This is a genomic window from Dyadobacter sp. BHUBP1 (genome assembly GCF_050587785.1).
Classification (GTDB): Bacteria; Bacteroidota; Bacteroidia; order Cytophagales; family Spirosomataceae; genus Dyadobacter.
Window position 1 is genome coordinate 787408 of the sequence record NZ_JBOBIH010000003.1, and the last position, 26896, is coordinate 814303.

A 26896-nucleotide genomic window follows, 5' to 3' on the forward strand; every position below is an offset into this window, starting at 1 on the left:
ACAAACCATCACCACACAAACGTCCCAACGGACCCAGCTTTTAAGCTGGCGACCACGAAATTCGCTCCGTCCCGAATCGTAAATTTCTTTTCCGTATCCGAATCGTTCATGACGATCAACACTTTCTTGCCGTCGGGCCTCAGAAACGCTACATTCAACAATTTGTCGTCTGGGCTTCTGCCGATTGTCGCATTCGTACCCGAGTCGATCCGGACGGAACCCGGGAGCACAAATTTGGAAGCATGCGCGACGACGTAATATGCGGCATTGCGTGTGATATTGTCGCCGTCGATCGTCACGCCGCCCAGGCAGCGGTCGCAACCTCCGCGGTCGGTGAAGGGACGGTTTTGCGGGTTGCTAGTCAAGTTCCATTCCAAAACGGTACGGGCCCAGTTTCGCGTGGCGCCGATGGTGAGGTTCTTAATATGGTTAGGGAAATCTTTTTCAAAATTACCCGGAGCGCCCATCCATTGCTCGGTGAAATAGAGGTGCCTGTCGGGATGTGCGTCGCGGACTTTCGACAACGCATCGATGGTGCCGCCGTAGAGGTGGAATGCCGAACCGTTCACGTATTTTTTGGCTTCCGGGTCGTCGAGAATCGAGATCGGGTATTCTGGTTTATCTGCATTATGGTCGTAAACGATGATTTTTGTATTGATTTTAGCCTTCTCGAATGCAGGGCCCAAATGGTTTTTAACAAAAACTGCCTGGTCTTTCGCCAGCATCAGCAGGCTCGGGTTGTTACCGGGGTGTAATGGTTCATTTTGCACAGTAATAGCGTCGATACGAATCCCTTCTTTTTGCATATCTTGAATGTAGCGCATAAAATATTTAGCATATGCGTCGTACCATTCCGGTTTGAGGCTTCCGCCGCGGGTGTCTCCATTGTCCTTCATCCAAACCGGCGGCGACCAGGACGAGCCAAGGATTTTCATTTTCGGGTTAATGGCCAATATCTCTTTCAAAATAGGGATCACATCGTTGCGGTCCGGACCGAGATCGAAATGCTGCATTTCCGGGTCGGTTTGGCCTTGCGGAAGATCATCGTAGGAGAATACCTTCTCATTCAGGTCGGAGGCGCCGATGCTCACGCGGAGGTAGGCCATGCCTATGCCGTTACCGGTTGTTGAAAAAAGTTCTTTCAGCAATGCGGCACGGGCAGTTTTGCTCATAGCCATCAAATGCTGCGCGCTGCCGCCGGTGAGGGTGAAGCCAAAGCCGTCGATTTCCTGAAATCTCTTCTTTGCATTGATACTGACAACCGGCACTTCGAGAACTTCATGTCTATTCAAAGTTAAAGCAGCCTGCTGCTGAAATAGGGCCGATTTATCCAGATTGGTCAGCCAGAAATCGACCTTTTTCGACTGCCCGAAAGCTACCAGGCCGGTTAGGAGGTAAATGCTCAGCAATAATGCAGGTTTAGGATTGAAGAATTTCATGCTTTTAAGTTTAGAATGTATGAGCGGTCTGCCGCTGCGGTTTAAAGTCTATGGGTTAAAATTCAGAAGTTCATCGAGACAGGCCAGTGCACCTTCGACTCATGAACTCTGAGCTCTGAACTTTGAATTCTGAACTCTCAACTCATATTGAAATACACTGAAAATAATGTAATATATTGCGAGTCCAAATGTAGGGCAACCTGCACAACAATGTGCGTATCGGGCTACTACATTACTACAACAACCCTACAAAAATTGCGAAATAAATACCCTGTCGCAGTTCTCCACTACGTCAATCCCCACATCGGAGTACTGCAATGCTGTAATATGATACGGGTGGCCGCTCTGCTTTTTCTCGTCCCGTTTATCCCGCGGTTGCATGCCCAAAATACCATCGGCTTGCCCGAAGTGGTTAATTATTCCAAACAAACCTACCATGCCGGAACCCAGAACTGGGCGATCCGCCAGGGAAAGAACGGCGTGATGTATTTTGCCAACAATGAGGGCTTGCTCACTTTTGACGGCGTTTACTGGCGAACCTATCCGTTGCCGAATAAAACGAAGGTGCGGTCGCTGGAAATTGGTACGGATAACCGCATTTACATTGGCGGTGAGAACGAATTCGGCTACTTCACGCCCGACCAGCGAGGCGCTTTGCATTATGTCTCCCTGCGCGACCTCGTGCATGAGCGCGACCGTGGTTTTGCCGACATCTGGAATGTGGCTGTGCTCAATGGAAGCGTGTTTTTCAGGGCCAGCAACCGCATTTTTGTGTATCAGGATAAAGCGGTCAGTGTGTTCAGCAGCGGCTCGCACTGGCGCTTTATGGGTGTTTGCAATGGCATTGCCGTGGCTCAGGACGCAGCGAGCGGCTTGTTGCGCTACGACAATGGCCGCTGGATCCCCTGGATCACGACGGGTGGGCTACCTGCCGAATACCTCACGACGGGTCTGCTGCCTGTTGACAAGGAGAATGCACTGCTCGTCACAATGGATGCGGGCCTGTACAAGCTGTCGGGCGAGCGCGCCGCCCGCTTGCAATCCGCATTCATTGACCGGATAAAAGGCGAGCGCATATATGCCGCAACGCGCGTGAACGACAAGTTGATAGCCCTCGCTACAAGCCTGGGCGGCTGTTACATCGTCACCAACGAGGGCGAGTTTGTGCACCGCTTCGCGCGGGCCGATGGTTTGCAGAACAATAATGTACTCAGCGTTTTCGGGGATCAGGATAAAAATCTCTGGCTGGGGCTTGATAACGGCATCGACTTCGTTGCTTACGATAACGCCATTAAAACCATGTACCCTGCGGCGACCAAAGATGAAGCCGGGTATGCTTCCGTGATTTACAAAGGCCGCTTGTATGTAGGTACGTCCAATGGCTTGTATTCGGTGGAAGTGGGGCAGTTCGGCGACCTGAGTTATGTCAAAGGTGCATTTACCTACGTAGAGCATTCGCGAGGGCAGGTATGGGGTCTTTCCGAGATCAATGGCCGGCTTTTGATGGCACACCACGAGGGTATTTTCGAAGTGGAAGGTAAGCAGGCGCGACCGATCGAGAAGCGCAACGGTTTCTGGGGCTTTTTGCCGCTCTCGCGGATCTACCCGGTCAAAAGAGTAGCGGTAGGGAATTATAATGGAGTCAATTTCCTGGAATATGATGGTAGTACATTCCGGCCTTCGGGCGCGGTTTCGGGCTTTGACGTCGCCTCTCGTTTCCTGTGTACCGACGTCCGTGAGGAAAATGTGATCTGGACGTCGCATCCCTATCGAGGGGTGTACAGGGTGACATTGTCGGACTATGGAAAGTCACGGGCACGCCGGTACACGCACAAGGATGGACTGCCGCTTTCGCTGAACAATAATTATATATACAAGGTCAAAAACAAGATCCTGGTCGCTACGGAAAAGGGCATTTACGAATACAATACTGCTACCGACCGATTTATAGCTTCCTCCTATTATAACGGGATATTTCAGGATCTCGGCGTACGCTATCTGAAAGAAGATCACGCTGGTAACGTCTGGTTTGTACGCGGGAAAGAACTGGGTGTGCTCGACATGAGCGGCGGTAGTCCGAAGATCATCTTCCTCCCCGAGATCAATCACAAAATGGTCTCCGGTTTCGAATATATTTATCCATTAAATGAAGAAAATATCCTCATAGGGAGCGAGAAAGGTATTTATCATATCAATTACAAAAAATACAAGCAGAATAAGAGCCATATCGATGTGCAGATCAGCGCGATGCGCTCATTCGGTACGGATTCATTACTCTTCGGCGGGTATTTCGGGGAAGTGAATGAGGTGAAGAAGCAATCCGAAGATCAGGTACCTCGTGTGGCAAACCGCTTGAATTCCGTGGGTTTTGAGTTTTCTTCCACCCTGTTCAGCCAGCAATCCAGCATTGAATACGCCTATTTCCTGGACGGTTTTGACGGCAATTGGTCGAACTGGTCGGCGCGTACTTCGAAGGAATACACGCATTTGCCGCCGGGATATTACACGTTTAAAGTAAAGGCGCGCAATAATTTCGGCAGCGAATCGGAAATAGCCGGTTACTCGTTTATGATCTTGCCGCCCTGGTACCGGACGATCTGGGCGTACCTCGGTTATGGAATTCTGGTTCTAGGTCTGGCCTGGCTGTTTTATAAATGGCAGGAAAAACGCTTCCTGCGACAGCAGCAAAAGCATTTGGAGGAACAGAAACGGCTGCAATACCTGCATCAGTTGGAGCTCGAAAAGAACGAAAAGGAGATCATCAAGCTCAAAAACGAAAAGCTGGAAGCGGAAATCCTGCACAAAAACACCGATCTGGCCACATCAGCCATGCATTTGGTGCAAAAAGCGGAGTTGCTTTCCAAACTCAAAACGGATCTGGTTAAAATCACCAAAACAGCTGAGGACGAGAAGATTAATGATGACCTGAAAAAGATGATCAAGGTCGTGGCCGATGAAAACAAGGTCGATAAGGACTGGGGCCAGTTCTCCAAGCATTTCGATAGCGTGCACAGCAATTTTCTCATTGCGTTGAAAGAGAAATATCCGAACCTGACGCCCAATGAGTTGAAGATGAGCGCCTACCTGCGCATGAATCTGTCCAGTAAGGAAATCGCGCAGCTCATGAACATTTCGCTGAGAGGGGTGGAGGTGGGGCGCTACCGGTTGCGCAAGAAATTGCAACTGCCCACCGAGGTGAATATGTTCAACTTTTTTCTCGGTTTTCATATCGACGAGTCAAAAGAAAAGGCTTAGAGCAGTGCTCCAAGCCTTTCTGATCTGGGTGTGGAACACGCTACCTTGTTCCGCCCCATTCTTTACTCTGCTCGATTTTCGTGTTTTCCAGTTCCAGCAAAGGAATCGGAAGAATTTCGTGCTTGCCGGCTACAAAGCCCTTTGGCCCGAGCACGGCAGGTGCATCACCCCAGCGCACGAGGTCCATCCAACGATGGCCTTCGCCGGCGAGTTCGAGGCGACGTTCTTTTTTGATGTTTTCAAATGTGGCAGCCACCGGTTTCAGGCCTACACGGGCGCGTACCGCATTCAGGAGGGCGGCTGCACGTGTGAGGTCGCCCGCGCCGCGTACGAGGGCTTCGGCTTCCAGCAAATAGGTATCGGCCAGGCGGGTATCGTACATATTCTGCGGGAAGTTCAGCTCGGGGGCACCGGCGCCGGTCCAGCGGTCGGATTGCCGTCCCGCGAATTTTTCGAGGAAATAACCCGTATTCATATAACCTTTCTCATAACTCACAGCGCCTGCTTTTTCGAGGCTGTCCAGGTTGGCCACAGTCGCTTTGTAACGCGGGTCGAAATGGATGGCTTCGAACAGCGACGGTGTGATCGGTAGGAAGCTCCATCCGGAAACATAATCCGGTGCGGCATCCGACTTGCGGTTATAGCCGCGCGGGCCGGTAATGATATTCATCACGTTCCCCTCGGTACACGACACGCAGCTCCATCCGCCGGCGGAGGTATTGGTGTACGAAAGTTCAAAAATAGATTCGCTGTTGAACTTGTTCTTGGTCTTGAACAGGTCGCCGAAGTTGTCGAGCAACTTGTAGCCATAGGCATTATTACCACCCGGGGTACCGTTTACCTTCGCCAGTTCCTGTGCTGCCTGCGCGAATTTGTTTTGATACAAATACACTTTACCCAAAATCGCATGCGCTGCCCCTTGTCCTGCGCGCCCGCCTTCCGTTGCCACATTGATGATAACCGGCAGATCGGCGATAGCTTCCGACAAATCCTTTTCGATTTGTGCATAAACTTCCGCCGGGGTTGCTTGCAGCACATCGTACATTTCCTGGGTGGAAATCGTGCGGGTGAATAGCGGCACATTCTTGAACAACCTTACGAGTTCGAAATAGAAATACCCGCGGAGGAATTTGGCCTCGGCTGTGTAGCGCTTTTTCAGGGTTTCATCCATCGGTACCCCAGGGAGTTTTTCAAGAATGGCATTCGTGCGGAACACGCCCGAGAAGCCTTTTCTCCATAGCTCTCCCTGTGGTCCGGTGGTCGGGTTTAGGGTATAGTTGGAAATGACCTGGAAATCCATGATATCGCTCGGGCCGCCGCCGCCCGCGTAGTGGTCGTCGGAAGCTGCATTCATGGTAGCAATCGTGGAAACGTAGCCGTTACCCTGCCAGCCCACCACGTCGTAGGCAGCCACAAGGCCGTTGAATGCCTCTTCCTGGTTACGGTAATAGTTCGCTTCGAGGTTCAGCCCTTTGGGTTTCACGTCGAGGAAACTGTCGGAGCAGGACATGAGCTGCAAACCGGCCGTCAAGGCCAGGGCAGTCACGAATTTGTTATATCTCAATTTCATTTTATTTGTATTAATCAATTAAAAACCAATGTTCAAGCCCACCATGAAGCTGCGCGCCTGCGGGTAAATGCCCTTGTCGATGCTGAGCACGCTTCCGCCGATCTCCGGATCATAGCCGGTGTATTTGGTGAGGGTAAACAAGTTCTGGCTCATTACATACACACGTGCCTTTTTCATGGCCACTTTGCTGATGATTGCCGTAGGCAGCGAGTAGCCGATTTGCAGCGTTTTCAGACGGAAGAAGTCGCCTTTTTCCAGGTAGAAGCTCGACGGGTTCTGGAAGTTCTTGTTCGGGTCGCCGTTCACGATGCGTGGGAAAGTGGTGGAAGTACCCGGGCCTGTCCAGCGGTCAAGGGCGTCGGTTTGCCAGTTGGCATTGGCGATATCGAGGCGGCGAAGCCCCTGGAAGATCTGGTTACCTGCAACGCCCTGGCCGAATACCACGATGTCGAAACCTTTGTAAGCGGCATTCAAAGTCAAGCCATAGTTCCATTTCGGGGTAGGGTTACCGATGAACGTACGGTCGGTTTCGGTGATCACACCGTCGCCATTCAGGTCGGCCCATTTGAAATCGCCCGGTTTGGCATTCGGCTGGATTTTCTTGCCCTCGGCGGAAACGTGTGAATCCACTTCTTCCTGCGTCTGGAAAATGCCCTGGTCTAGATAACCAAAGAAGGAGCCGATCGGCTGGCCCACCTGGGTGCGCGTAATCGGGGGCGCTCCCTGGAAGCTCGCGCCGCCCGACAAATACTGCACACCATTACCCAGGTTTGTTACTTCATTTTTTATATAGGAAACGTTTCCGTTGACGGAGAAATCAACTTGTCCGAGGCGTTTGCGGAAGCCCAATTCCAATTCTACACCTGTGTTTTTCATATCGGCGATGTTGGCGGCCGGGTTGGAAATGGCGCCTACATAGCCCGGAATGCGTGGATTTTGCAGAATATCCTTGGTCGCTTTTTTGAACCACTCGAAAGTCACATTCACATTGTTGAAGATCGTCGCATCGAAACCGATGTTGGTCTGGCTGGTCTGTTCCCATTTCAGATCCGGGTTGGCGGGTGCATTGGGGCTGTAACCGATGATGTAGCTGCCCGAGGTACCAATGGTGTAGTTACGGCCGCTGCCGATGGTCGACAGGTAAGCGAAGTCGCCGATGCCGTCGTTACCCACCACGCCGTAACCTCCGCGGAATTTCAGGAAGTTAACCGCATTGTTGGTGGGGAAGAAAGCCTCACGCGAAAGCACCCAGCCCAGGGAGAATGAGGGGAAGACACCGTACTTGTGGTTCGAACCGAAGCGGGAAGAGCCGTCACGGCGAACCAATGCCTGCACGAGGTATTTTTCATCAAAATCATAGTTCAACCGGGCAAAAAGCGAGCTTACGGTGTGTTTTGCGCCCTCAGAGCCGTCGGAGTTACGCTGGTCGGCCGGTACTTTGAAGTTCAGAGAAGCGTCATCGAAGTTGTCGGCCGGGACGTTGAAGAATGTCACACTCGTCATTCTGGTGTTGTTATCCAGGTAGGCACCTTGTCCTACAAGCACGTTCACATTATGCAGGCCGATAGGGCGGGTGTAAGAGATGGTGTTTTCCAGATTGTAGTCGAAACGGCGATTGTTGGTGCGGTTGAAACTCGTTTGTGAGCTCACCGAAGCTGCATTCAGCCATGAAATAGGAGTGAAGCTCTCGTTGCCCCAGAACGCCAGCTTGCTACCGATGGTCGATTTCAGTTGCAGGCCTTTGATCGGCTCGGCCATCAGGTAAGCATTACCCACGACGTTGTCCGACCAGCTGTAATTACCCAGACGTGTTTTGATATACGCAAGCGGGCTGCTCATTTCCTGGCCTACCGCCTGAGAGATTCCGTAAGGGTTACCGTTCGCATCGCGACGGATGCCTTTGTTGGTATACGGCGCCGCGTTGGCTACTGCAGGATCAGTGATTACTGCCGGTGTAATAGGGTCGAGGTTAATAGCCGAGCTCAATGGCCCTCCGAATTCACTGTTGGTATTGCCTAACCCCACCGATTTATCGTGCGCATAACCCAGGTTCTGGCCGAATGTGAGCCATTTCGCCAGTTTGTGCTCCGAATTGAGGCGGATGCTGGTTCTTTTGTACTTTGAAATGTCGGTCGCAACGATGCCTTCCTGGTTGAGGTAACCGAATGAAAGATAGAAAGTTGACTTGTCCGTGCCGCCGCTGATGCTCAGCTCGTGGTTCTGGCGTTTGGCGCTGTTGTTGAAGATCAAAGACTGCCAGTCGGTACCCTTGCCGAATGCCGCAGGGTTGGCGTATGGAGCCGGTTGGCCTGCATTCACGGCCGCTTCGTTGCGGATCGTCGCATATTGGGTAGCGTCTAGCAGGTCGAGTTTCCGTGCAGGTGCCTGTACGCCGATGTAGCCATTGTAATTTACCCGAATGCCGCCCGCCTTTCCTTTTTTAGTGGTAACCAAAATCACCCCCGCGGCAGCCCGTGCGCCGTAAATGGCTTGCGAGGCAGCGTCTTTTAGTACTTCAATCGACTCAATATCAGACTGGTTCAGATATCCGATGCCGCCGTTGTCGACCACCACACCGTCCACCACGTACAATGGATCGTTGTTGTTCAGTGTCGTGACCCCGCGTACCCGCACGGTCGCGGCCGAACCCGGTTGACCGGAGTTTGAAGCGATTGTAAGGCCGGAAGTCCGGCCTTGCAACGCTTCTTCCAAACGGTTAATCGGCATTGATTGTAAATCGGAGGCCTTCACGCTCGAAATAGCGCCCGTAACGACGCTTTTCTTTTGCGCACCATAGCCTACCACTACTACTTCGTTGAGGTTATCGACGGATTCTTCGAGTTGAAAGTTGATTTCGGATTGGTTACCCACAGGGACTTTTTGGGTGACCATCCCGATGAAACTGGCTACTAATACGGAGTTGGGTTGCACCTCGATCGAGTAATTACCGGCTGCGTCGGTGATAGTCGCGTAGTTGGTGCCTTCTACTACCACGGTAGCGCCTACCAGCTCTTCGCCCTTTGTTTTGACAGACACTTTACCCTTGATTACCCGGCTTTGGGCTAAGGCGGTCTGTACCAGGCCATATAGCATCAGCACACTACATAATAGTACAAATCTTTTGCTCATAAATGTTAGTATTAAAAATTAGTAGAAGCGGCAAATGATCTTTGCCCAATTAATTATTGAAAAAGTAATACTTGTGGTATCGCTGGCAAAGGTAGGAGCACAAAGAGGCAGCAGGGTAGCAAAGCATTACTACATTACTACCTCATATTGCACAAGTGAAATGTTTTCACGGAAAAATCGCCCCTACATTACTACTACAATGAGGGGTTTGCTGGTTATTTATTAACAAAAAGTAGGAGGATTTTGACTTTTAGCCGGCAGTTAAATCCATTTTGCCGATCACTTCTTCGAGGTCGATACCCTCGCCCAAAACCGGCTTAAAGAGGTCGCCTTCGTGCTGAATACGTTCCATCGCATTGAAAATCGTGAAGTCTTTCAGTTGCAATCCCTTCTTTACCTCGTCCCAATGCAGCGGCATCGAAACGGTAGCGCCGGGCTTTGGGCGTACCGAATAGGGCGCGGCCAGTGTGGCCTTGGGCCGGTTTTGAAGATAGTCGATGTAGAGCTTGCCTTTGCGGTTTTTGGTGAGGCGCTCCACGCTGGTGAAATCGGGGAGCTGCTGTTGTACCTGGCCCGCCACCCATTCGGCAAAGAGCTGACATTGGTCGTAGCTGTATTTGGCGCCGAGCGGAATGTAAATATGCAGGCCGGTTGAGCCGGAGGTTTTGCAATAGGAGGGTACACTCAGGGAATCGAGCAGGCTTTTGATGGCCTGCGCCGTTTCTATCACTTGTTCGAATGTGTTGCCGGTGTCTGGGTCGAGGTCGAGCAGGCACCAGTCGGGATTGTCGGGAGTTTCCACGCGGCTGTTCCAGGGGTTCACGTCGATGGCCCCCAGGTTGGCCATATACAGCAATGTGGCCTCGTCGTTGCAGAGCATGAAATTTTTGTGCTCGCCCTCCGAGATGTAAGGTGTCGTTTCGATCCAGTCGGGTACTTTGCCTGTGACGTCTTTCTGGTAAAAACTTTTGCCTTTAATGCCATTGGGAAAGCGGTTGAGGGACAGCGGGCGGTTTTCGAGGTAAGGCAAGATGAATGGCGCGACCTGGTAGTAATAGTTGATTAATTCGCGTTTCTGGATTTTATCGTCGGGCCAGTAGAGTTTCCCCAGGTTCGAGAACTTGACCTCATGCCCATTGATTTTCCGGACCTGCGTTTCATCCTTCGGGTTCAAAAGGCTTTTTCTTTTGGCTTTGGCCGGCTTTTTAATGATTTCTTTCCCTGTGTTTTCGGGTTCATCGATCAATTCCTCAGCCGGCTTTTCTATTTCGCGCACCACTTCCTTCGCCGATTTGTCCTCCCGCATACCTTCGAACGACGGATGCCTGAACACCCCATCCTGGGTGATTTCGGTAAAACTGATTTCGCATACCAGCTCCGGTTTTAGCCAGGTCGCGTTCGCATGCGGCGGGTTCGGGCGGAAGCGCGAGGGTTTATTGTAGTCGGGCGTTTCCTTGAACGGGCTTTTAGGGGTAACTAATGGTTTGAAAAGCGCCATCATTTCCTTCTGTTGTTTTTCTTTGAAACCCGTGCCTACTTTGCCGACATAACGCAGCTCGCCTTTGTCGTAAGCGGCTAAAAGCAATGCGCTGAATAGCTTGGAGGAGCCTTCGTTCAGGGTATAGCCCGCAATAATCACCTCCTGCCGCTTGTTGATCTTGATTTTGAGCCAGTCGCGCGTGCGGATGCCCGGGTAATATTCACTGTCCGATTTCTTGGCCATAATGCCTTCCAGCCCCATCTTTTGTGCCGCCTCAAAGAATGCCTTGCCATCCGCGGCGATGCTGTACCCCAGCTGAACGGGACTGTTTTCATCTACAATGCTTTGCAAAATGGCTTTCCGTTCGCTTAGCGGCAAATGAATGAGGCTCTTGCCTTCCATCCACAGAATGTCGAATGCATAGTAGACCAGTTCTCCGTCCGCCTCACTCCGCCAGTTTTGTAATGCATTGAAATCGGAGAGACCGTTTTCGTTGATGACCACAATTTCCCCGTCGATCACGGCGTCGATCTTCCATTTTTGCAATTGCTGGTAAATCGGATAAAACTTGTCGTTGAACGATTTCCTGTTCCGCGATTGCAGGCGTACCTCGCCCTTGTTCAGGTATGCCAATGCCCGGTATCCGTCCCATTTGACCTCGTATTCCCAACCGGGATCGTCAAACGGTCCGTCGACCAGTGTGGCCAGCATGGGCTGCATATCATCCGGAAACTTTTGCTTTTTGCCCTTTTTCAGAATGTCCGCTATGTCTACGTCCGGACTTTTTTTTTCTGCTGCGTCTTCCGCCGGATCTTTGGCTTCGGCTTTTGAGTTAACAGACCCTTTGGTTTTTGAAGATTTCTTCTCTTCGCGGTTACTTTCCCAAACTGCGTCGCCGGCTTTCTCGATACCGTTCAGAGTCCTGCGGGATACAGCTGAGCGGTCTTTTTCGGTAATATCTTCCTCGGAGGCATATTTGTCGCGGTGCTTAATGAGCAGCCAGGCATTGTCTTCCATGCCTTTTGTTTTCACCAGAGCATATTCCCCCTTCAATTTTTTGCCGTTCAGCCGTACTTTTAAAGAGCCGGAATACAGTTCTTTCAACGCGAGTTTTTCCTGTGCCTTTTTGCCTTTAACACCTTTCAATTGGCCGTTCTTTTCTTCCAAAGGCTCGTAAGTGCCGAAATCCCAGACCATCACCGTTCCCGCGCCGTAGTTTCCTTCGGGAATAATGCCTTCAAAATCCTTGTAATCATAAGGGTGGTCTTCTACCATCATCGCCAGACGCTTGACCGACGGATCCGTCGACGGGCCTTTCGGTACTGCCCAGCTTTTGAGTACCCCATCCATTTCCAGCCTGAAATCGTAATGCAGGCGCGTGGCGTCGTGTTTTTGTATCACGAAAATGAGCTCGTCTTTGGCCGCTTTGCCGCCTTTCGGCTCCGGCGTTTTGTCGAAGGAACGTTTTTCGTTGTATTTGGTAAGGCTCATGGCGGCGATGCGGTTAATGGATGATAATTTTGAATGACTGAATGACTGAATGACTGAATAAGCGATTCAACGAGACGAGTATCAATTAGATCATATGATTATTTACAAGTTCTTATTTATTTCATTCAATCATTCAATCATTCAATCATTCAATCATTCAATCATTCAATCATTCAATCATTCAATCATTCAATCATTCAATTTCAACGTGCCAGTTCGTGGATATTGGCGTCGACCAGTTCCTGCAATTTCCTGGCGTTATCCAGGGCGTATCCGCCGACATCGTTGTTGAAAAATGCCCATACCTGATGCCCGTTGTCGGCCCAGGCGGTGAATTTTTCGGCGTAGTTGTCGAGTACGTCGTCGGAATAGGACGAGCTGTACAGCGACGACGGTCCGTGGAAACGCACGTAAATGTCTTTGGCAGTAATTTCTTCTTGGTAGGGGAAACGGTCGGCTTGCGAAAAAACGAGCGTAATGCGATGCTTTTTCATCAGCCGGATACTTTCCTCCGAAAACCAGGACGCATGCCGTACTTCCAGCGCGAAGCGGAAATCTTTGTACTGATCGTTTTCCTCGTAAAATGCGCCGGCTACATCGGCATGGTACCTGGAATTGGCAGGCAATTGAATGAGTACAGGGCCAAGGTGTTTTTTAAATGGACCGAAAACACTGAAAAAGCGCTCCAATGGCTCCTTTGGATCGTGAAGCTTCTTCAAATGGCTCAGGTACCGGCTCATTTTAGGACAGAAACGGAAATTTTCGGGTACCGTATCGACCCACTTCGCCACGATCTCTTTGGTCGGCATTTTGTAAAAGCTGTTGTTGATCTCCGAAACCGGAAAATGTCGGACGTAGAATGCCAGGTAGTCCGCAGGCTTTACCGTTTCCGGATAGAAAATGCCTTTCCAATGTTTGTAGCTCCAACCTGAGGTGCCTATGTGTATCTTTCGCTCCACTTTCATTATCAATTCGTTGTGGAGCCAATGAAAGCAATAATCGTACCGAAGGATAGTGAGCACATTCCTTACGATAGTGACTGATGTCCGGGTGTAAATCTCAAAAACGCTGCTTTAATGCCGATTTATTTCGAAATTGGCTGCATTGATCACAAGCATTGGTTCTATTATGAAGGATATCGGCGTAAAGGATTTGCAAGCCATCGAGGTTTTTCGCGAAGTACCGGAAGACCAGCTACAATGGATGATAGATCGCAGCCAGCATTACGAATTGCAGGAGGGCGATATGATGATCAGGCCTGGGGAACCGCTGGTGGGCACGCATGTCATTTTTTCGGGCCGGATCGAACTGTACCGGCTTCAAAATAATACCAAACAAATTATCGCCGAACTTTTGCCGGGTACCGTCACGGGCGCTCTACCGTTTTCGCGTGGGAAAATAGCCATTGCTTACGGCGTGTGCCTCGAAACAGCCCAGCTGATGACGTTTCCGAAAGAGTTATTGCGGGACCTTGTGACCTCGCATTACGAGCTCACGCAGGCGCTGGTGATCGTGATGACCTCGCGCGTAAGAGAGTTCACGGAGCTGGAACAGCAGAATGAGAAGATGATGGCGCTCGGCAAGCTCTCGGCCGGATTGGCCCATGAACTGAATAACCCCGCAGCGGCGATCGTGCGGAGTTCCGCGTCGTTGAAAGAGCATTTGCTGATGCAGCCCGATTCGTTCAAATCGCTGCTTTCGATCCATTTGTCGCACGAGGAAATCGACCTTTTAAACAGTAAAATGGTGAGCTTGCTCAACAATACCAATCGACCGGTACTGTCCATGATGAAGCGCTCGGAGAAGGAGGACGAAATCCTCGACTGGCTCGACATGAATAATATCGAGGGCTGCGAGGATATTGCGGATAATCTCGTCGAGTTCGGGGTAGGAGAAGCCGATCTGGAAATGCTGAAAAGCAAAATCAACCACGAAGACTTATCGCCTGTGCTGACCTGGATCAACAACAGTCTGACGACCGAGCGTATGGTGGCGGACATTCAGGAGGCATCCAAACGCATTGCGGAGCTGGTTGGATCTGTGAAAACCTTCACACATATGGACCGCGGGGGCGAGCGCGAGTACGTGGATATTCACGTTGGTATCCGTAACACGCTCATTATGCTGAACTATAAATTGAAAAAGGGCAATATTAAAGTGACGGAGGATTTTGACCTGACTTTGCCGCCTGTGAAAGCGATGGTCGGCGAGCTCAACCAGGTCTGGACGAACCTGATCGATAATGCGATCGACGCCCTGGAAAATCAACCGAATCCGGAACTGACGCTCATTACGCGGCGTGACAAGGAATTTGTGAAGGTAACTGTGTGCGATAATGGCCCGGGTGTTCCGGTCGAGATACGTTCGAAGATCTTCGATCCGTTTTTTACCACCAAGTCGGTCGGGAAAGGCACTGGATTGGGCCTCGACGTTGTGAACCGGATCGTGCGCCAGCACCGGGGCACCGTGACGCTGCATTCCCAAACCGGCCGCACCGAGTTTGTGGTATGTTTCCCGTTTAATGGATAATTTTAATTCTCAACTCATATTTAAAAAAGGCTCCCATGGCTCTGCCTATTATATTTTCGATTGACGATGATCCGCAGGTGCTCCGGGCGATCAGTCGCGACCTGAAATCTCATTACCGCGAAAAATACCGGATATTAAGTACGACTTCCGTGGCCGAGGCAATGGAAAGCCTGCTCGAATTGCAGAACCGCGGCGACGAGGTGGCGATGTTCATCTCCGATCAGCGGATGCCTGAGATGCAGGGGGTGGATTTCCTTCAAAAGGCGATGAAAATGTTCCCGTTCGCCAAAAGGGTATTGCTTACGGCCTATTCGGATACCGAGGCGGCCATCAAGGCGATCAACGATGTCCAGCTCGATTATTACCTGATGAAACCCTGGGACCCGCCTGAAGAAAAGCTCTACCCGGCGATCGACGAACTGCTCCGCGACTGGCAGGGCAACTACCGCCCCGATTTCAAGGGTATTAAAGTGATAGGTTATCAATTCTCGCCCAAAGCGCATGAAATCAAGGACTTCCTGGCGGGTAACCTGGTGCCTTACCTGTGGCTGGACGCCGAATCGAACGAAACCGGTCGGCAGATTTCAGAGAGCAATAACCTATGCCCGGTCGATTTTCCGGTAGTGATTTTTGAAGATGGTTCTTTGCTGAAAACGCCGTCGCTGATCGATATTGCCGAGCGCATTGGCCTGAATCCCAAGACGAAGCAGCAGATTTACGATGTGGTTATCATCGGGGCGGGCCCGGCAGGTCTGGCAGCGTCGGTGTATGGTGCTTCGGAGGGTTTAAGTACGTTATTGATCGAAAGGAAAGCGCCTGGCGGACAGGCCGGTACGAGCTCCCGGATCGAGAATTACCTCGGCTTTCCGACCGGTTTGAGCGGTGCCGAACTGACGCGTCGCGCGATCACGCAGGCGACGCGATTCGGGACCGAGTTCCTGTCTCCACAGTTTGTGAAAGAGATTAAGTTGAAGGATAAATATAAAACTGTGGTGCTGGGTGACGGCAGTGAAGTGAATGCGAAGGCGGTCGTGATCACGACGGGCGTCGATTACCGTAAACTGGATACCAGCGGGGTAGAGGATTTTACAGGAAAAGGTATTTACTACGGAGCGGCCAGTACCGAAGCGAGCTCATGCGGGAACAAGGATGTGTATGTGCTGGGCGGTGGCAATTCGGCCGGGCAGGCGGCTATGTATTTGTCGAAATTCGCACGCAATGTGTATATCCTGATCAGAAAAAATGACCTGACGTCGTCCATGTCGTCGTACCTGATCGACCAGATCGCCGGTACGGAGAATATCAGTGTGCTGGGCTGCACGGAAATCGTCGAAGCACAGGGCGACGGCCACCTTGAGAGACTGAAACTCGTAGATTTGAATACGAGCGAAGAGCGCACCGTTTCGGCTGACGCTCTGTTCATTTTCATCGGTGCCAAGCCTTATACTGAATGGGTAGGCCTCGAAATCATCAAAAACAAGAAGGGTTTTATTGAGACAGGCCGTGAAATGAAGAATTACGAGCATTTCAAGGAGATCTGGAAGGCCGATCGTGATCCTTATCTGCTTGAAACGAGCTCACCGGGCATTTTTGCCGCGGGCGACGTACGTGCAGGTGCGATGAACCGCGTGACGTCCGCGGTAGGCGAGGGGTCGATGTCCATCAGTTTTGTTCACCAATATCTAAGCGAAGTATAATGAGCCAGGTTTGTAAGCATATAGAAGATATTCAGGAGATTAAGGTAGCCGACGAGCTGGTATGCGAGGAATGTAAGAAGGTCGATGGCTGGTGGGTACACTTGCGCACCTGTCAGACCTGCGGCGCCACCCTGTGCTGCGATAGCTCGCCGTCTAAGCACATGACAAGGCATTTCCACCGCACTGGCCACCCCGTAGCCTCCTCAGCCGAGCCGGGGGAAAAGTGGCTCTGGTGCTATAAGGACGAGGCGTTTGTGGAGTATGATTGAATGATTGAATGATTGAATGATTGAATGATTGAATGATTGAATGATTGAATGATTGCATGAGCAAATGAGTGAATAAATCAGGTGTGGTTGGGTGTGGTGTTTAAATTAATCTTGTCAATTCATGACCACCCCTGTTCAAATGACTATTTTATTCATTCACTCATTCACTCATTCACATATTCAGTCATTCAGTCATTCGGTCATTCAGTCATTCAGTCATTCAGTCATTCGGTCATTCAATCATTCAATCATTCAAAATTGAATTTCGTAACTTTGCTCCATGACGAAATCCGCGACTATCGAACAATTTTATCGGGACACTTCCATGCTGATACCTGCGCAGGTTCAGAAGGAGGTGGGGCATTTCAATATTTTCAGGACGGATGAATTGTATCGTGTGGCGGCGAAGAACAGGGTAATGCCCTACAACCGCCGGGCCTATTATAAAATCAGCCTGATTATTGGGCGCAATAGGGCGGAGTATGCTGATAAAGTGATTGATATAGAGCATAATGCGTTACTTTTTGCGACGCCACTGATACCCTACAACTATGTGCCGCAGGACGAGAACCAGGCGGGCTTTTTCTGCATTTTCTCAGAAGATTTCCTCACACAGGACAACAGCGGCGTGCGCCTGCGCGAACTGCCGGTTTTCAAACCCGGCGGAAATCCGATCTTTTTCCTGAACGACGAGCAGATCGACGATATTAAATACATTTTCAGGAAGATGTTCCGCGAAATCGAGTCGGATTATGCCTACAAATATGATTTGCTGCGCAATTATGTGATCGAGCTTATCCATTTCGGACAGAAATTGCAGCCTGCAACCACTCTTTTTACTGAAACAAATGCCTACAAACGTGTATCGTCGCTCTTTATCGAACTGCTCGAACGCCAGTTTCCGGTGGAGCCGCCGCATCAGAAATTGAGTTTACGCTCAGCCAAGGACTATGCCGACCAGCTTTCGATCCACGTCAATTACCTCAATAAGGTTTTGAAGGAAACTACCGGAAAAACCACTACCGAGCTCATTACGGAGCGTATCATCAAGGAATCGAAGATACTATTGAAGCACACCGACTGGAATGTGTCGGAGATCGCATACTGCCTGGGTTTCGAGGAAGCTTCTCATTTCAACAACCTTTTCAAGAAACACACCGCACTCAGCCCGCGTGCATTCAGGGCCTAGATTTGAATTTCGTAAGTTTTGATTTGAAAGCCGCAAACCCGGCAGGCTAGCACCGGGTACCTTTGTTCCATCAATTTTAAACAAACGAAAAAGATGGAATCAGCAAGTAAAATAGCATTGGTAACCGGCGGCAGCCGTGGCTTGGGAAAAAATATGGCGCTGCGTCTGGCAGAGAAAGGGAACGATGTGATCATCGTTTACCGCAGCAAGGCGCAGGAAGCAGCCGGGGTAGTAGCGGCCATTGAGGCATTGGGCCAGAAAGCGGCCGCGATTCAGCTGGATACAGCGAATGTAAAGTCCTTCGATAGTTTCTTTTCTCAGGTTTCCGTCATTCTGAAAGATAAATGGAATCGCACTTCTTTCGACTTTCTGATAAATAATGCGGGTATCAGCCGTCCCTCCGCATTTGCAGAAACCAGCGAGCAGGATTTCGATGACCTGATGAACGTGCATTTTAAGGGCGTTTATTTCCTCTCACAAAAAGCATTGCCGCTTTTGGCGGACGGCGGACGGATCGTGAACCTCTCCACGGGCCTCGCACGCTTTTCCACGCCCGGGTACGCTGCGTACGCATCCATGAAAGGGGCGATCGACACGCTCACACGCTATATGGCCAAAGAACTGGGCGGCAGGGGCATTGCCGTAAATGCATTGGCTCCGGGCGCGATCTATACCGATTTCAACAGCGAGTCGTTCGACAGCCACCCTGGCCTGACGGACTTTATCAGCAGCATTACCGCGCTGGGGCGCGTGGGCGAGCCCAATGATATTGGTGGTGTGGTAGCGTTCCTGTGTTCGGAAGACGCGCGCTGGATCACCGGTCAGCGGATCGAAGTTTCGGGAGGGATGTTCCTTTAAAATGGGAAAACCGTCGCAAATCTGCGACGGCTTCGTGTTGACCAGTTCTCTCTTTGTTAGATCTTGTTACCAGAGAGTTTCAGATGGACCTCGATGCCCGGTTTGATGGACGCTTCGTCCGGAAGGCCGGGCTCTGTGGCATAATTCATGCCCCATAGTGTGCGGTCGAACGTGGTGGTTGCCTCCAATTGGAAGGAGTCGCCGTTCAGATCGATCCGGGCAGGGAATGTGACCGGATTGCTCTTGCCTAACAGTGTTAAATGACCTGTCACCTCGAAATTCGCCCCGGAAACCACACCAGGCCCGCCTCCGTTGTAGGGTGCTACGCTCATGATTTCAAAGGTTACGTTAGGGTGGAGCGCCATATTGAAGAAATCGGCGCTTTGCAGGTGGTGAACCAGTTGGTGTTTCAGTTCGTCGGTGGGCAGGTTCAGATTGACGATCGATGCAAGCGGGAGGGTAAATGCCCCGCTTTTTACTTTACCCGCTTCGATTACCAGACTGTTGCTTTCCACTTCGATCGTACCTTCATTGAAGTAACCCGTTTTGAGATAACCTTTCCATTCCGCGACCGAGGTTTCATCGAGATGGTAGTTGGTAGTGCTGACAGGGCCATCGTGGTCGGTGCAGCTTGTGAACATCGCTGCAACTGTTAACAGTGTTAGAAATTGTTTTTTCATGGTTTGATTTGTTTTCATGGCTGATTTTGATTCTGATGCAAAACTAAGGAGTGATTTTCTGTCGCAGCCTACGCGGAACGGATGAAAAACTACGCGCGACGGATTTTGACACAATCACTGGTCGATTGGTATTGGAAGCATTTATTGCGTTATTTGCAACGAGGATTTTAGTCATTAAGCTACGGGAAATGTCAATCAAAGGACCCATTATTTCAATCGAAGACGACGCCGATGATCAGTTTCTAATCAAAAGCGTAATGGAGGAGCTTGACATACCCAACGAGCTTTTATTTTTCAGTAACGGTGTTGAAGCCTTGCTTTACCTCGAAACCACGCGTGACCAGCCATTCCTGATCATTTGCGATATCAATATGCCCGTCATGAACGGTCTGGAACTTCGCGAGCGGATTGACAAGAACGAATACCTGCGCAGGAAATCGATCCCGTTTGTGTTTCTGAGCACGGCCGATAACCCACTCGTGATCGAGACGGCGTACGAGTCGACCATTCAGGGTTTTTTTAAGAAGGAAAATAGCTTCGGGGAACTGAAAGCGAGGATACGGGTGATATACGACTATTGGGCTTATTGCCTGCATCCCAACCATTATCATTAGCCATTTCATTAACCCCTGATTTAAGTCCGGGGCAAGCAGACTGCATGAAGAAGATACTAATCGTCGACGACGAGGAAAAACTGCGTGGCCTGATGGCCCGCGTGATCAGGCTGGAAGGCTTTGAGGTGGTCGAAGCAGGTGACATTAAAACGGCCTGGAAAAAGCTTGACCAGTCGGATATCGATGTGGTGCTTTGTGACGTGAAGCTGCCGGACGGGCATGGCGTCGAATTTTCGAAGGGTTTGAAGGAAAAATATCCCTTGCTGGAAGTGATCCTGCTGACAGCCTATGGCAATATCCCCGACGGCGTGCAGGCCATTAAAAACGGTGCGTTCGATTACATTACCAAGGGCGACGACAACAACAAGATCATCCCGTTGCTGTATAAGGCCATCGAAAAAACCGAACTGAACCGCCGGGTGGCCAGTCTGGAAAAACAGTTGGGTGAAAGGAGGTCATTTGATGCGATTATCGGCAAATCCAGAAATTTGCAAGCTTGCATTGACCTTGCGCGCCGCGTAGCACCTACGGATACGACCGTGCTGCTGCTGGGTGAAACCGGTACGGGGAAGGAGGTATTTGCTCAATCCATTCACCAGGCCAGCAATAGGGCCAAGAAATCATTTGTGGCGATTAACTGCTCGGCATTTGGGAAGGACTTGCTGGAAAGCGAGATGTTCGGGCATAAGGCCGGCGCATTTACGGGCGCGGTGCGTGACAAAGAAGGGCTTTTCGAGGAAGCGAATAACGGTACCATCTTCCTTGATGAAATAGGGGAACTGGCGCCGGAATTACAAGCCAAGCTGCTGCGCGTGCTGGAATCGGGGGAATTTATCAAGATAGGGGAGACGCATCCCACCAAAGTGAATGTGCGGGTGATTGCAGCTACGCACCGTGATTTGCCCAAACAAATGGAGGCAGGTGAGTTCCGCAGCGATCTATTTTACCGGCTTTCTGTTTTCCAGATCACATTGCCCGCGTTACGGGAGCGATCAGCCGACATAGGCGCGCTTGCGAACAATTTCGCCACGCAGTTTGCACTGAAAACCAATAAGAAGATTACCTCGCTGTCGCAGGACTTTATCCATGCATTGGAGAAAAATCCCTGGAACGGCAATATCCGCGAGCTTAAAAATGTGATCGAGCGTAGCGTAATCCTCAGTGACGGCCCCGTGCTGGATATCGAGAGCCTGCCTTTTGAAATGCAACATCCAAAGCAAGACGGCGGGAAAAACATGTCGGCATTCTCGCTTGCCAGCTCCGAAAAACTGCATTTGCAAAAAGTCCTCAATTACACCAACGGCAACAAAGCCGAAGCCGCCAGGCTGCTCGAAATAGGCATCGCAACGCTCTACCGCAAGATCGACGAGTACAAGCTCAGATTGCCACAATAGTGCCGGCATTTCCATTCTGATAAAAAAGCTTATCATTTTGATAGGCTTTTTTTATGCCCAAAACAGCGCATAAAAAGCATCTATCTGTAAATCAACACCCATGCCGTCGACTTAAGTCGACGGAACAGGAGTTGCTATATGGTGTCATGAGTTTATAAAAAATTTAGAAACAATGACAACACTCCTTCTTCTGGCAGCCGGCGCTCTGAGTTTCGCCCTGTTTTACAAAACCGTTCACTACTTCGAAAAGATCTGAACCATGCTTGCGCTATTCATCGTCTCGATCCTGGTCTTCGTGTACATGTGCTATGTGCTCGTGAAGCCTGAAAAATTCTAAAAAACACCTGATCCAATGAACACTGAATTATTTGGCATTATCGCGTTGTTCGTCGTAACGGTCGCTCTGGCGGTGCCATTCGGCAAGTACATCGCGAAAGTATATGGAGGAGAAAGGACACTCCTGGATCCCATTTTTGGCCCCTTGGAACGGGGGTTTTACCGTTTGAGCGGTATTCGCCCGAATGTTGAGATGAACTGGAAACAGCATTTGTTCGCCTTGCTGACGATCAACATGGTTTGGTTCTTCCTGGGCATGTTCGTACTGATGAACCAGGGTTGGCTCCCGCTTAATCCGGATGGTAATCCGTCGCAATCGGCTGATCTGGCGTTTAATACCACCATTTCGTTTGTTGTTAACTGCAACCTGCAGCACTATTCCGGTGAAACGGGCATGAGCTACCTCGGACAGCTGTTCCTGATGTTCCTCCAATTCGTGACCGCAGGCACGGGTATGGCCGCCGCCGCTGTTGTCATCATCGCACTCAAAGAGCGCACAGCCGACAAGCTGGGCAACTTTTATGACCTGTTTGTAAAGTCCTGCACCCGCATTCTCCTGCCCGTATCATTCGTGATCGCATTGATCCTGCTAGCCAACGGTACGCCGATGACATTCAACGGCAAGGATACCATGTACACTGTGCAGGGCGATACCGTGCAGGTTTCGACCGGTCCGGTGGCCGCATTTGTGCCGATCAAGCACGTGGGTACGAATGGCGGCGGGTTCTTCGGGGCCAACTCATCACACCCGCTGGAAAACCCGAGTTACGCCACGAATATGACCGAAATGTTCGGCCAGTTGATTATTCCACTGGCCATGATTTTTGCATTGGGTTATTACGTCAAAAGAAGAAGATTGTCCTGGATGATCTTCGGCGTGATGACGCTGGGCTTTTTGCTGCTGACCGTCCCGACGATCGTCACCGAGTTACACGGCAACCCTAAAATCGCGCAAATGGGCGTCGATATGGGCTCCGGCGCAATGGAGGGAAAGGAGACCAGGTTCGGGACTACTGCCTCTGCGTTTTGGAGTATAGCCACTACCGTTATCTCCACAGGATCTGTGAACTCTATGCACGACAGCTTTATGCCGGTGTCGGGAATGACTCAGATGCTATCTATGATGACCAATGCATTTTACGGCGGCGCGGGTGCGGGGATCCTCAACTTTTACATATTCATAATATTGGCCGTGTTTATCAGTGGTCTGATGGTCGGTCGTACGCCTGAATTGATGGGAAAAAAAATTGAAGCCAGGGAAATGAAGATCGCGATGATCGTCGCCTTGCTGCACCCGCTGCTGATCCTGGCTGCCACCGCATTGGGCGTTTCAATGCCGGAACTGACCGCCAGTACATTAAATAACCCCGGTTTCCACGGTTTCAGCGAAATGCTGTACGAATATACTTCCTCAGCCGCTAACAATGGCAGCGGCTTCGAGGGGCTGGGCGACAATACCGCCTGGTGGAATATCAGCTGCGGCATCGTGCTTATTCTTTCGCGGTTCATCCCGATCATCGGTCCAGTAGCGATTGCAGGCATCCTCGCGTCCAAAAAGCATGTCCCTGAGAGCGCCGGAACGCTCAAAACCGATACCGGTACATTCGGTATCATGGTGTTCGCTGTGATCGTGATCATCACCGCATTATCCTTTTTCCCCGCATTGACCCTCGGGCCGATCGCCGAATATTTTTCAATGCACTAATTAACTGAATAGCAGAAATGAAAGCTCAAAATACATCCCTTTTTCAAGGAGACCTCGTACGGGAGGCGCTGGCGCAGTCCTTTGTGAAGCTCAATCCCCGGATCATGTTCCGCAATCCGGTGATGTTCACGGTCTGGATCGGTACGTTTGTCATGCTGATTGTGAATATCTGGGTCATATCGGGCGAGAAGTCGCAGGGGAGTGTGGTTTACAACCTCGTGATATTCCTGATTCTTTTGCTTACCCTCTTGTTTGCCAATTTCGCCGAAGCCATTGCTGAGGCGCGCGGCAAAGCACAGGCCAACAGCCTGCGTAAAACCCGCGAGGAAACACCCGCCAAATGGATCCAGACTGTGGGTGAAATGTATGTAAATGAGGTTAAAGTCGTCCCTTCTTCGCAGCTGCGCAAGGGAGATATCTTCCTGTGCGAAGCGGGTGACATTATCCCTACCGACGGCGAAATCATCGAAGGCTTAGCTACGATTGACGAAAGCGCCATTACCGGCGAATCCGCTCCTGTTATCCGCGAGGCGGGTGGTGACAAAAGCAGCGTCACAGGCGGTACCAAAGTGCTTTCCGATCGCATTAAGGTAAAAGTCACTACGGAGCCGGGCGAAAGTTTTCTCGACAAAATGATTGCTTTGGTAGAAGGTGCCAGCCGCCAGAAAACGCCTAACGAAATTGCATTGACGATCCTGCTGGCCGGTTTTACCCTGGTATTCATTATCGTATGCATCACCTTGAAGCCATTCGGCGATTTCGCGAACACGCCCATTACCATTTCGGCTTTCATTTCGTTGTTCGTTTGTCTGATCCCGACAACGATCGGCGGTTTGCTTTCGGCTATTGGCATTGCGGGTATGGACCGCGCATTGCGCGCCAATGTGATTACTAAAAGCGGTAAGGCCGTGGAAACGGCTGGTGATATCGACACCCTGCTGCTCGACAAGACCGGTACCATCACTATCGGTAACCGTAAAGCGACCAACTTCTGGCCTGCCAAAGGCATCGACAAAAACTACTTCATTAAAGCAGCCGCATTGAGCTCCATGGCAGACGAAACCCCTGAGGGAAAATCAATTATCGAGCTTGCTGATTTGCACCCTGATCAGCTCCGCGTCGAAAATCCTACATTCATAGAATTCACGGCTGAAACGAGAAGTTCCGGTGTGAACTTCCGGGACACGCGCATACGCAAAGGTGCGTCGGACGCGATCCGCAAATTGAGCGAGAAAGCGGGCAACGCATTTCCGACCGATATCGCAGAGAAAGTAAGGGACATTTCCAGCAATGGCGGTACGCCGCTGGTAGTGGCTGAAAATGAGGCGATCATCGGGGTGATCGAGTTGCAGGATATTATCAAACCGGGCATTCAGGAGCGTTTCGAACGGTTGCGTAAAATGGGCGTCAAAACTGTGATGGTAACCGGGGACAACCCGCTGACAGCCAAATTCATTGCAGAAAAAGCCGGTGTCGACGACTACATCGCCGAAGCCAAGCCGGAAGACAAAATGAATTACATCAAAGCCGAGCAGCAAAAAGGGAAACTGGTAGCCATGATGGGTGATGGTACCAACGACGCGCCGGCCCTTGCACAAGCCGACGTAGGTGTCGCCATGAACTCCGGCACCCAGGCCGCGAAAGAAGCCGGCAACATGGTCGACCTGGATAACGACCCGACCAAACTGATCGAAATCGTCGAAATCGGGAAACAACTGCTCATGACCCGCGGTACGCTTACGACATTCAGCATTGCCAACGACGTCGCTAAATACTTCGCCATCGTGCCTGCATTGTTCATCGCATCCATTCCGGCCCTCCAAGGACTCAATATCATGCGCCTCCACACGCCTGAAAGCGCGATACTCTCGGCGATTATCTTTAATGCAGTGATTATTCCGCTACTCATCCCGCTGGCATTAAAAGGCGTAGCTTACAAACCCATCGGTGCCAGTGCATTGCTGAGACGGAACTTGCTGATCTACGGATTGGGTGGGGTACTGGTGCCTTTTGCGGGGATTAAGGCGATTGATTTGATTGTGAGTGTTTGGTTTTAGAGTTATTGCTCGTAGTGGCCATGGACGCTCATCACGTAAATCTCTCCGGAGGTAAGGACTTTGTAAATCAAACGGTGTTCATCAGTTATCCTACGGCTCCAATATCCTTTGAACTGGTGTTTCAATCCTTCGGGTTTGCCAAGCCCTTCGAATGGATGCTTGTGAATGTCGGCAATAAGCTCGAAAACCTTTCGTACCAGTTTGGGTTCAATTTTGGACCATCGGGCAAGGTCTTCGAACGCAATAGGATCGAAAACCGTGTTTTTCATTCTTTTTCCTCGAGGTGTTTGATGAATAGTTCAAGCGAATCTCCGTTGAAAGTAATCACATTGCCTTTTTCGAGATCGTCAACGGCTCTCTCCAAACGGGCAAAATATTCTTCCCGGGTTTCCTCACGAAGGATTCCTTTGGATGAACGTTCACTAATGCTGATGGTGATCTCGGAGTTTTCTTTCACACGAATCAACGCCTTGATCTTCTCGATCAATTCATCAGTGAATTCCGAAGATTGAATCCTTAACACGGCATCCATAAGATTTCTTTTTTCTCAAAAATAAAAATATAAAAACCATGAAACAACACATTCTCCCAGCGATCCGGCTGACGATCGTGACGCTGATATTCTTCTCAGGCGTGTATACGCTGGCGGTTCTGGGTATGGCCCAGCTCTTTCCGAACCATGGTAAAGGCGAGCTGATCGAGCAAAATGGGAAACGGTATTATGCCAATATCGGGCAGTCGTTTACGGAGGACAAGTATTTCAATTCGCGGCCTTCGGCGGTCGGTTATAATGCGGCCGGCAGCGGCGGCAGCAACAAAGGGCCTTCCAATGAAGAGTACCTGGGCGTAGTGCAGGCCCGCATCGATACGTTCCTGGTACACAATCCAGGCGTGGGAAAGGCAGACATCCCCGTGGAGCTGGTAACTGCCAGCGGCAGCGGCCTCGACCCCGATATTTCCGAAAAAGCCGCGCTGGTGCAATTACAACGTATTGCGAAAGTTCGTAACCTGCCGCAGCAAAAGTTGGAGCAACTGGTGAAAGAGCACGTCAGCGGACCATTGTTCGGAATGTTCGGTCCGGCGAAGATCAATGTACTGAAACTGAACCTCGCGCTGGATCAATTGAAATAACCCATTAAAAACGCCGCCCGTTTCCAGTGCCGTCGCAGCGGGCCAAGCTTCTTCTTACCGCGCGGCTAGGATT

The 26896-nt window shown here is 50.7% G+C and carries 20 protein-coding genes; 12 read left to right on the forward strand and 8 right to left on the reverse strand.

Annotation, left to right across the window (positions count from 1 at the left end; all coding sequences use genetic code 11):
- Nucleotides 1-8 precede the first annotated feature (8 nt).
- Complete coding sequence (locus ACQ4MZ_RS15515; RefSeq protein WP_430845985.1) at nt 9-1439, reverse strand: glycoside hydrolase family 30 protein; 1431 nt, start codon at nt 1437-1439, stop codon at nt 9-11.
- Between the two features lie 255 nt (nt 1440-1694).
- Between ACQ4MZ_RS15515 and ACQ4MZ_RS15520 the strand changes: the two genes are divergently transcribed.
- Entirely contained in the window at nt 1695-4694 is a 3000-nt protein-coding gene (locus ACQ4MZ_RS15520; protein ID WP_430845986.1) for a ligand-binding sensor domain-containing protein, read from the forward strand.
- A 40-nt stretch (nt 4695-4734) separates the two neighbouring features.
- On the opposite strand, the gene ACQ4MZ_RS15525 is transcribed toward ACQ4MZ_RS15520, so the two are convergent.
- The 4 genes from ACQ4MZ_RS15525 to ACQ4MZ_RS15540 all read right to left on the reverse strand — a co-directional run bounded on the left by ACQ4MZ_RS15525 (nt 4735) and on the right by ACQ4MZ_RS15540 (nt 13329).
- On the reverse strand, nt 4735-6264 hold the full coding sequence (locus ACQ4MZ_RS15525) for a RagB/SusD family nutrient uptake outer membrane protein (protein WP_430845987.1): 1530 nt from the start codon (nt 6262-6264) through the stop codon (nt 4735-4737).
- An 18-nt stretch (nt 6265-6282) separates the two neighbouring features.
- Nucleotides 6283-9393: a SusC/RagA family TonB-linked outer membrane protein gene (locus ACQ4MZ_RS15530; RefSeq protein ID WP_430845988.1), complete on the reverse strand. Its 3111-nt coding sequence runs from the start codon at nt 9391-9393 to the stop codon at nt 6283-6285.
- Nucleotides 9394-9643: 250 nt separating this feature from the next.
- Nucleotides 9644-12364: a DNA ligase D gene (gene ligD, locus ACQ4MZ_RS15535; RefSeq protein WP_430845989.1), complete on the reverse strand. Its 2721-nt coding sequence runs from the start codon at nt 12362-12364 to the stop codon at nt 9644-9646.
- Between the two features lie 203 nt (nt 12365-12567).
- Nucleotides 12568-13329: a DUF72 domain-containing protein gene (locus ACQ4MZ_RS15540; RefSeq protein WP_430845990.1), complete on the reverse strand. Its 762-nt coding sequence runs from the start codon at nt 13327-13329 to the stop codon at nt 12568-12570.
- A 139-nt stretch (nt 13330-13468) separates the two neighbouring features.
- Between ACQ4MZ_RS15540 and ACQ4MZ_RS15545 the strand changes: the two genes are divergently transcribed.
- The 5 genes from ACQ4MZ_RS15545 to ACQ4MZ_RS15565 all read left to right on the forward strand — a co-directional run bounded on the left by ACQ4MZ_RS15545 (nt 13469) and on the right by ACQ4MZ_RS15565 (nt 18906).
- Complete coding sequence (locus tag ACQ4MZ_RS15545) at nt 13469-14893, forward strand: ATP-binding protein (RefSeq protein WP_430845991.1); 1425 nt, start codon at nt 13469-13471, stop codon at nt 14891-14893.
- Between the two features lie 35 nt (nt 14894-14928).
- The gene (locus ACQ4MZ_RS15550; protein ID WP_430845992.1) at nt 14929-16590 is read left to right on the forward strand and encodes an FAD-dependent oxidoreductase; all 1662 of its coding nucleotides are present in this window, start codon (nt 14929-14931) and stop codon (nt 16588-16590) included.
- Nucleotides 16590-16859, forward strand: coding sequence for a UBP-type zinc finger domain-containing protein (locus ACQ4MZ_RS15555; RefSeq protein WP_430845993.1), 270 nt, complete (start codon nt 16590-16592; stop codon nt 16857-16859). The genes ACQ4MZ_RS15550 and ACQ4MZ_RS15555 overlap by 1 nt, the downstream gene beginning before the upstream one ends.
- A gap of 280 nt (nt 16860-17139) precedes the next feature.
- Nucleotides 17140-18048: a helix-turn-helix domain-containing protein gene (locus ACQ4MZ_RS15560; RefSeq protein ID WP_430845994.1), complete on the forward strand. Its 909-nt coding sequence runs from the start codon at nt 17140-17142 to the stop codon at nt 18046-18048.
- Between the two features lie 93 nt (nt 18049-18141).
- On the forward strand, nt 18142-18906 hold the full coding sequence (locus ACQ4MZ_RS15565) for an SDR family NAD(P)-dependent oxidoreductase (protein WP_430845995.1): 765 nt from the start codon (nt 18142-18144) through the stop codon (nt 18904-18906).
- 56 nt (nt 18907-18962) lie between these two features.
- Here ACQ4MZ_RS15565 and ACQ4MZ_RS15570 read toward each other — a convergent pair whose 3' ends face one another.
- Entirely contained in the window at nt 18963-19586 is a 624-nt protein-coding gene (locus ACQ4MZ_RS15570) for a YceI family protein (protein WP_430845996.1), read from the reverse strand.
- A 188-nt stretch (nt 19587-19774) separates the two neighbouring features.
- On the opposite strand from ACQ4MZ_RS15570, the gene ACQ4MZ_RS15575 reads away from it, so the two are divergent.
- The 5 genes from ACQ4MZ_RS15575 to kdpB all read left to right on the forward strand — a co-directional run bounded on the left by ACQ4MZ_RS15575 (nt 19775) and on the right by kdpB (nt 25692).
- Nucleotides 19775-20200 (forward strand): response regulator, encoded by a 426-nt coding sequence (locus ACQ4MZ_RS15575; RefSeq protein ID WP_430845997.1) that lies wholly within the window; start codon nt 19775-19777, stop codon nt 20198-20200.
- Between the two features lie 44 nt (nt 20201-20244).
- Nucleotides 20245-21594 carry a sigma-54-dependent transcriptional regulator gene (locus tag ACQ4MZ_RS15580; protein ID WP_430845998.1) on the forward strand — a complete coding sequence of 450 codons (1350 nt, stop codon included), beginning with the start codon at nt 20245-20247 and terminating at the stop codon, nt 21592-21594.
- 259 nt (nt 21595-21853) lie between these two features.
- Nucleotides 21854-21931, forward strand: coding sequence for a potassium-transporting ATPase subunit F (locus ACQ4MZ_RS15585; protein WP_090379866.1), 78 nt, complete (start codon nt 21854-21856; stop codon nt 21929-21931).
- Nucleotides 21932-21946: 15 nt separating this feature from the next.
- Nucleotides 21947-23635, forward strand: coding sequence for a potassium-transporting ATPase subunit KdpA (kdpA, locus tag ACQ4MZ_RS15590; protein ID WP_430845999.1), 1689 nt, complete (start codon nt 21947-21949; stop codon nt 23633-23635).
- 17 nt (nt 23636-23652) lie between these two features.
- Entirely contained in the window at nt 23653-25692 is a 2040-nt protein-coding gene (kdpB, locus tag ACQ4MZ_RS15595) for a potassium-transporting ATPase subunit KdpB (protein ID WP_430846000.1), read from the forward strand.
- A gap of 2 nt (nt 25693-25694) precedes the next feature.
- Here kdpB and ACQ4MZ_RS15600 read toward each other — a convergent pair whose 3' ends face one another.
- Together ACQ4MZ_RS15600 and ACQ4MZ_RS15605 are read right to left on the reverse strand one after the other, a co-directional pair.
- Entirely contained in the window at nt 25695-25961 is a 267-nt protein-coding gene (locus ACQ4MZ_RS15600) for a Txe/YoeB family addiction module toxin (protein WP_430846001.1), read from the reverse strand.
- Nucleotides 25958-26224, reverse strand: a complete 267-nt coding sequence (locus tag ACQ4MZ_RS15605; protein WP_430846002.1) for a hypothetical protein — start codon at nt 26222-26224, stop codon at nt 25958-25960. The genes ACQ4MZ_RS15600 and ACQ4MZ_RS15605 overlap by 4 nt, the downstream gene beginning before the upstream one ends.
- 38 nt (nt 26225-26262) lie before the next feature.
- Between ACQ4MZ_RS15605 and ACQ4MZ_RS15610 the strand changes: the two genes are divergently transcribed.
- Entirely contained in the window at nt 26263-26823 is a 561-nt protein-coding gene (locus tag ACQ4MZ_RS15610) for a K(+)-transporting ATPase subunit C (protein ID WP_430846003.1), read from the forward strand.
- The last annotated feature ends 73 nt before the right edge of the window (nt 26824-26896 follow it).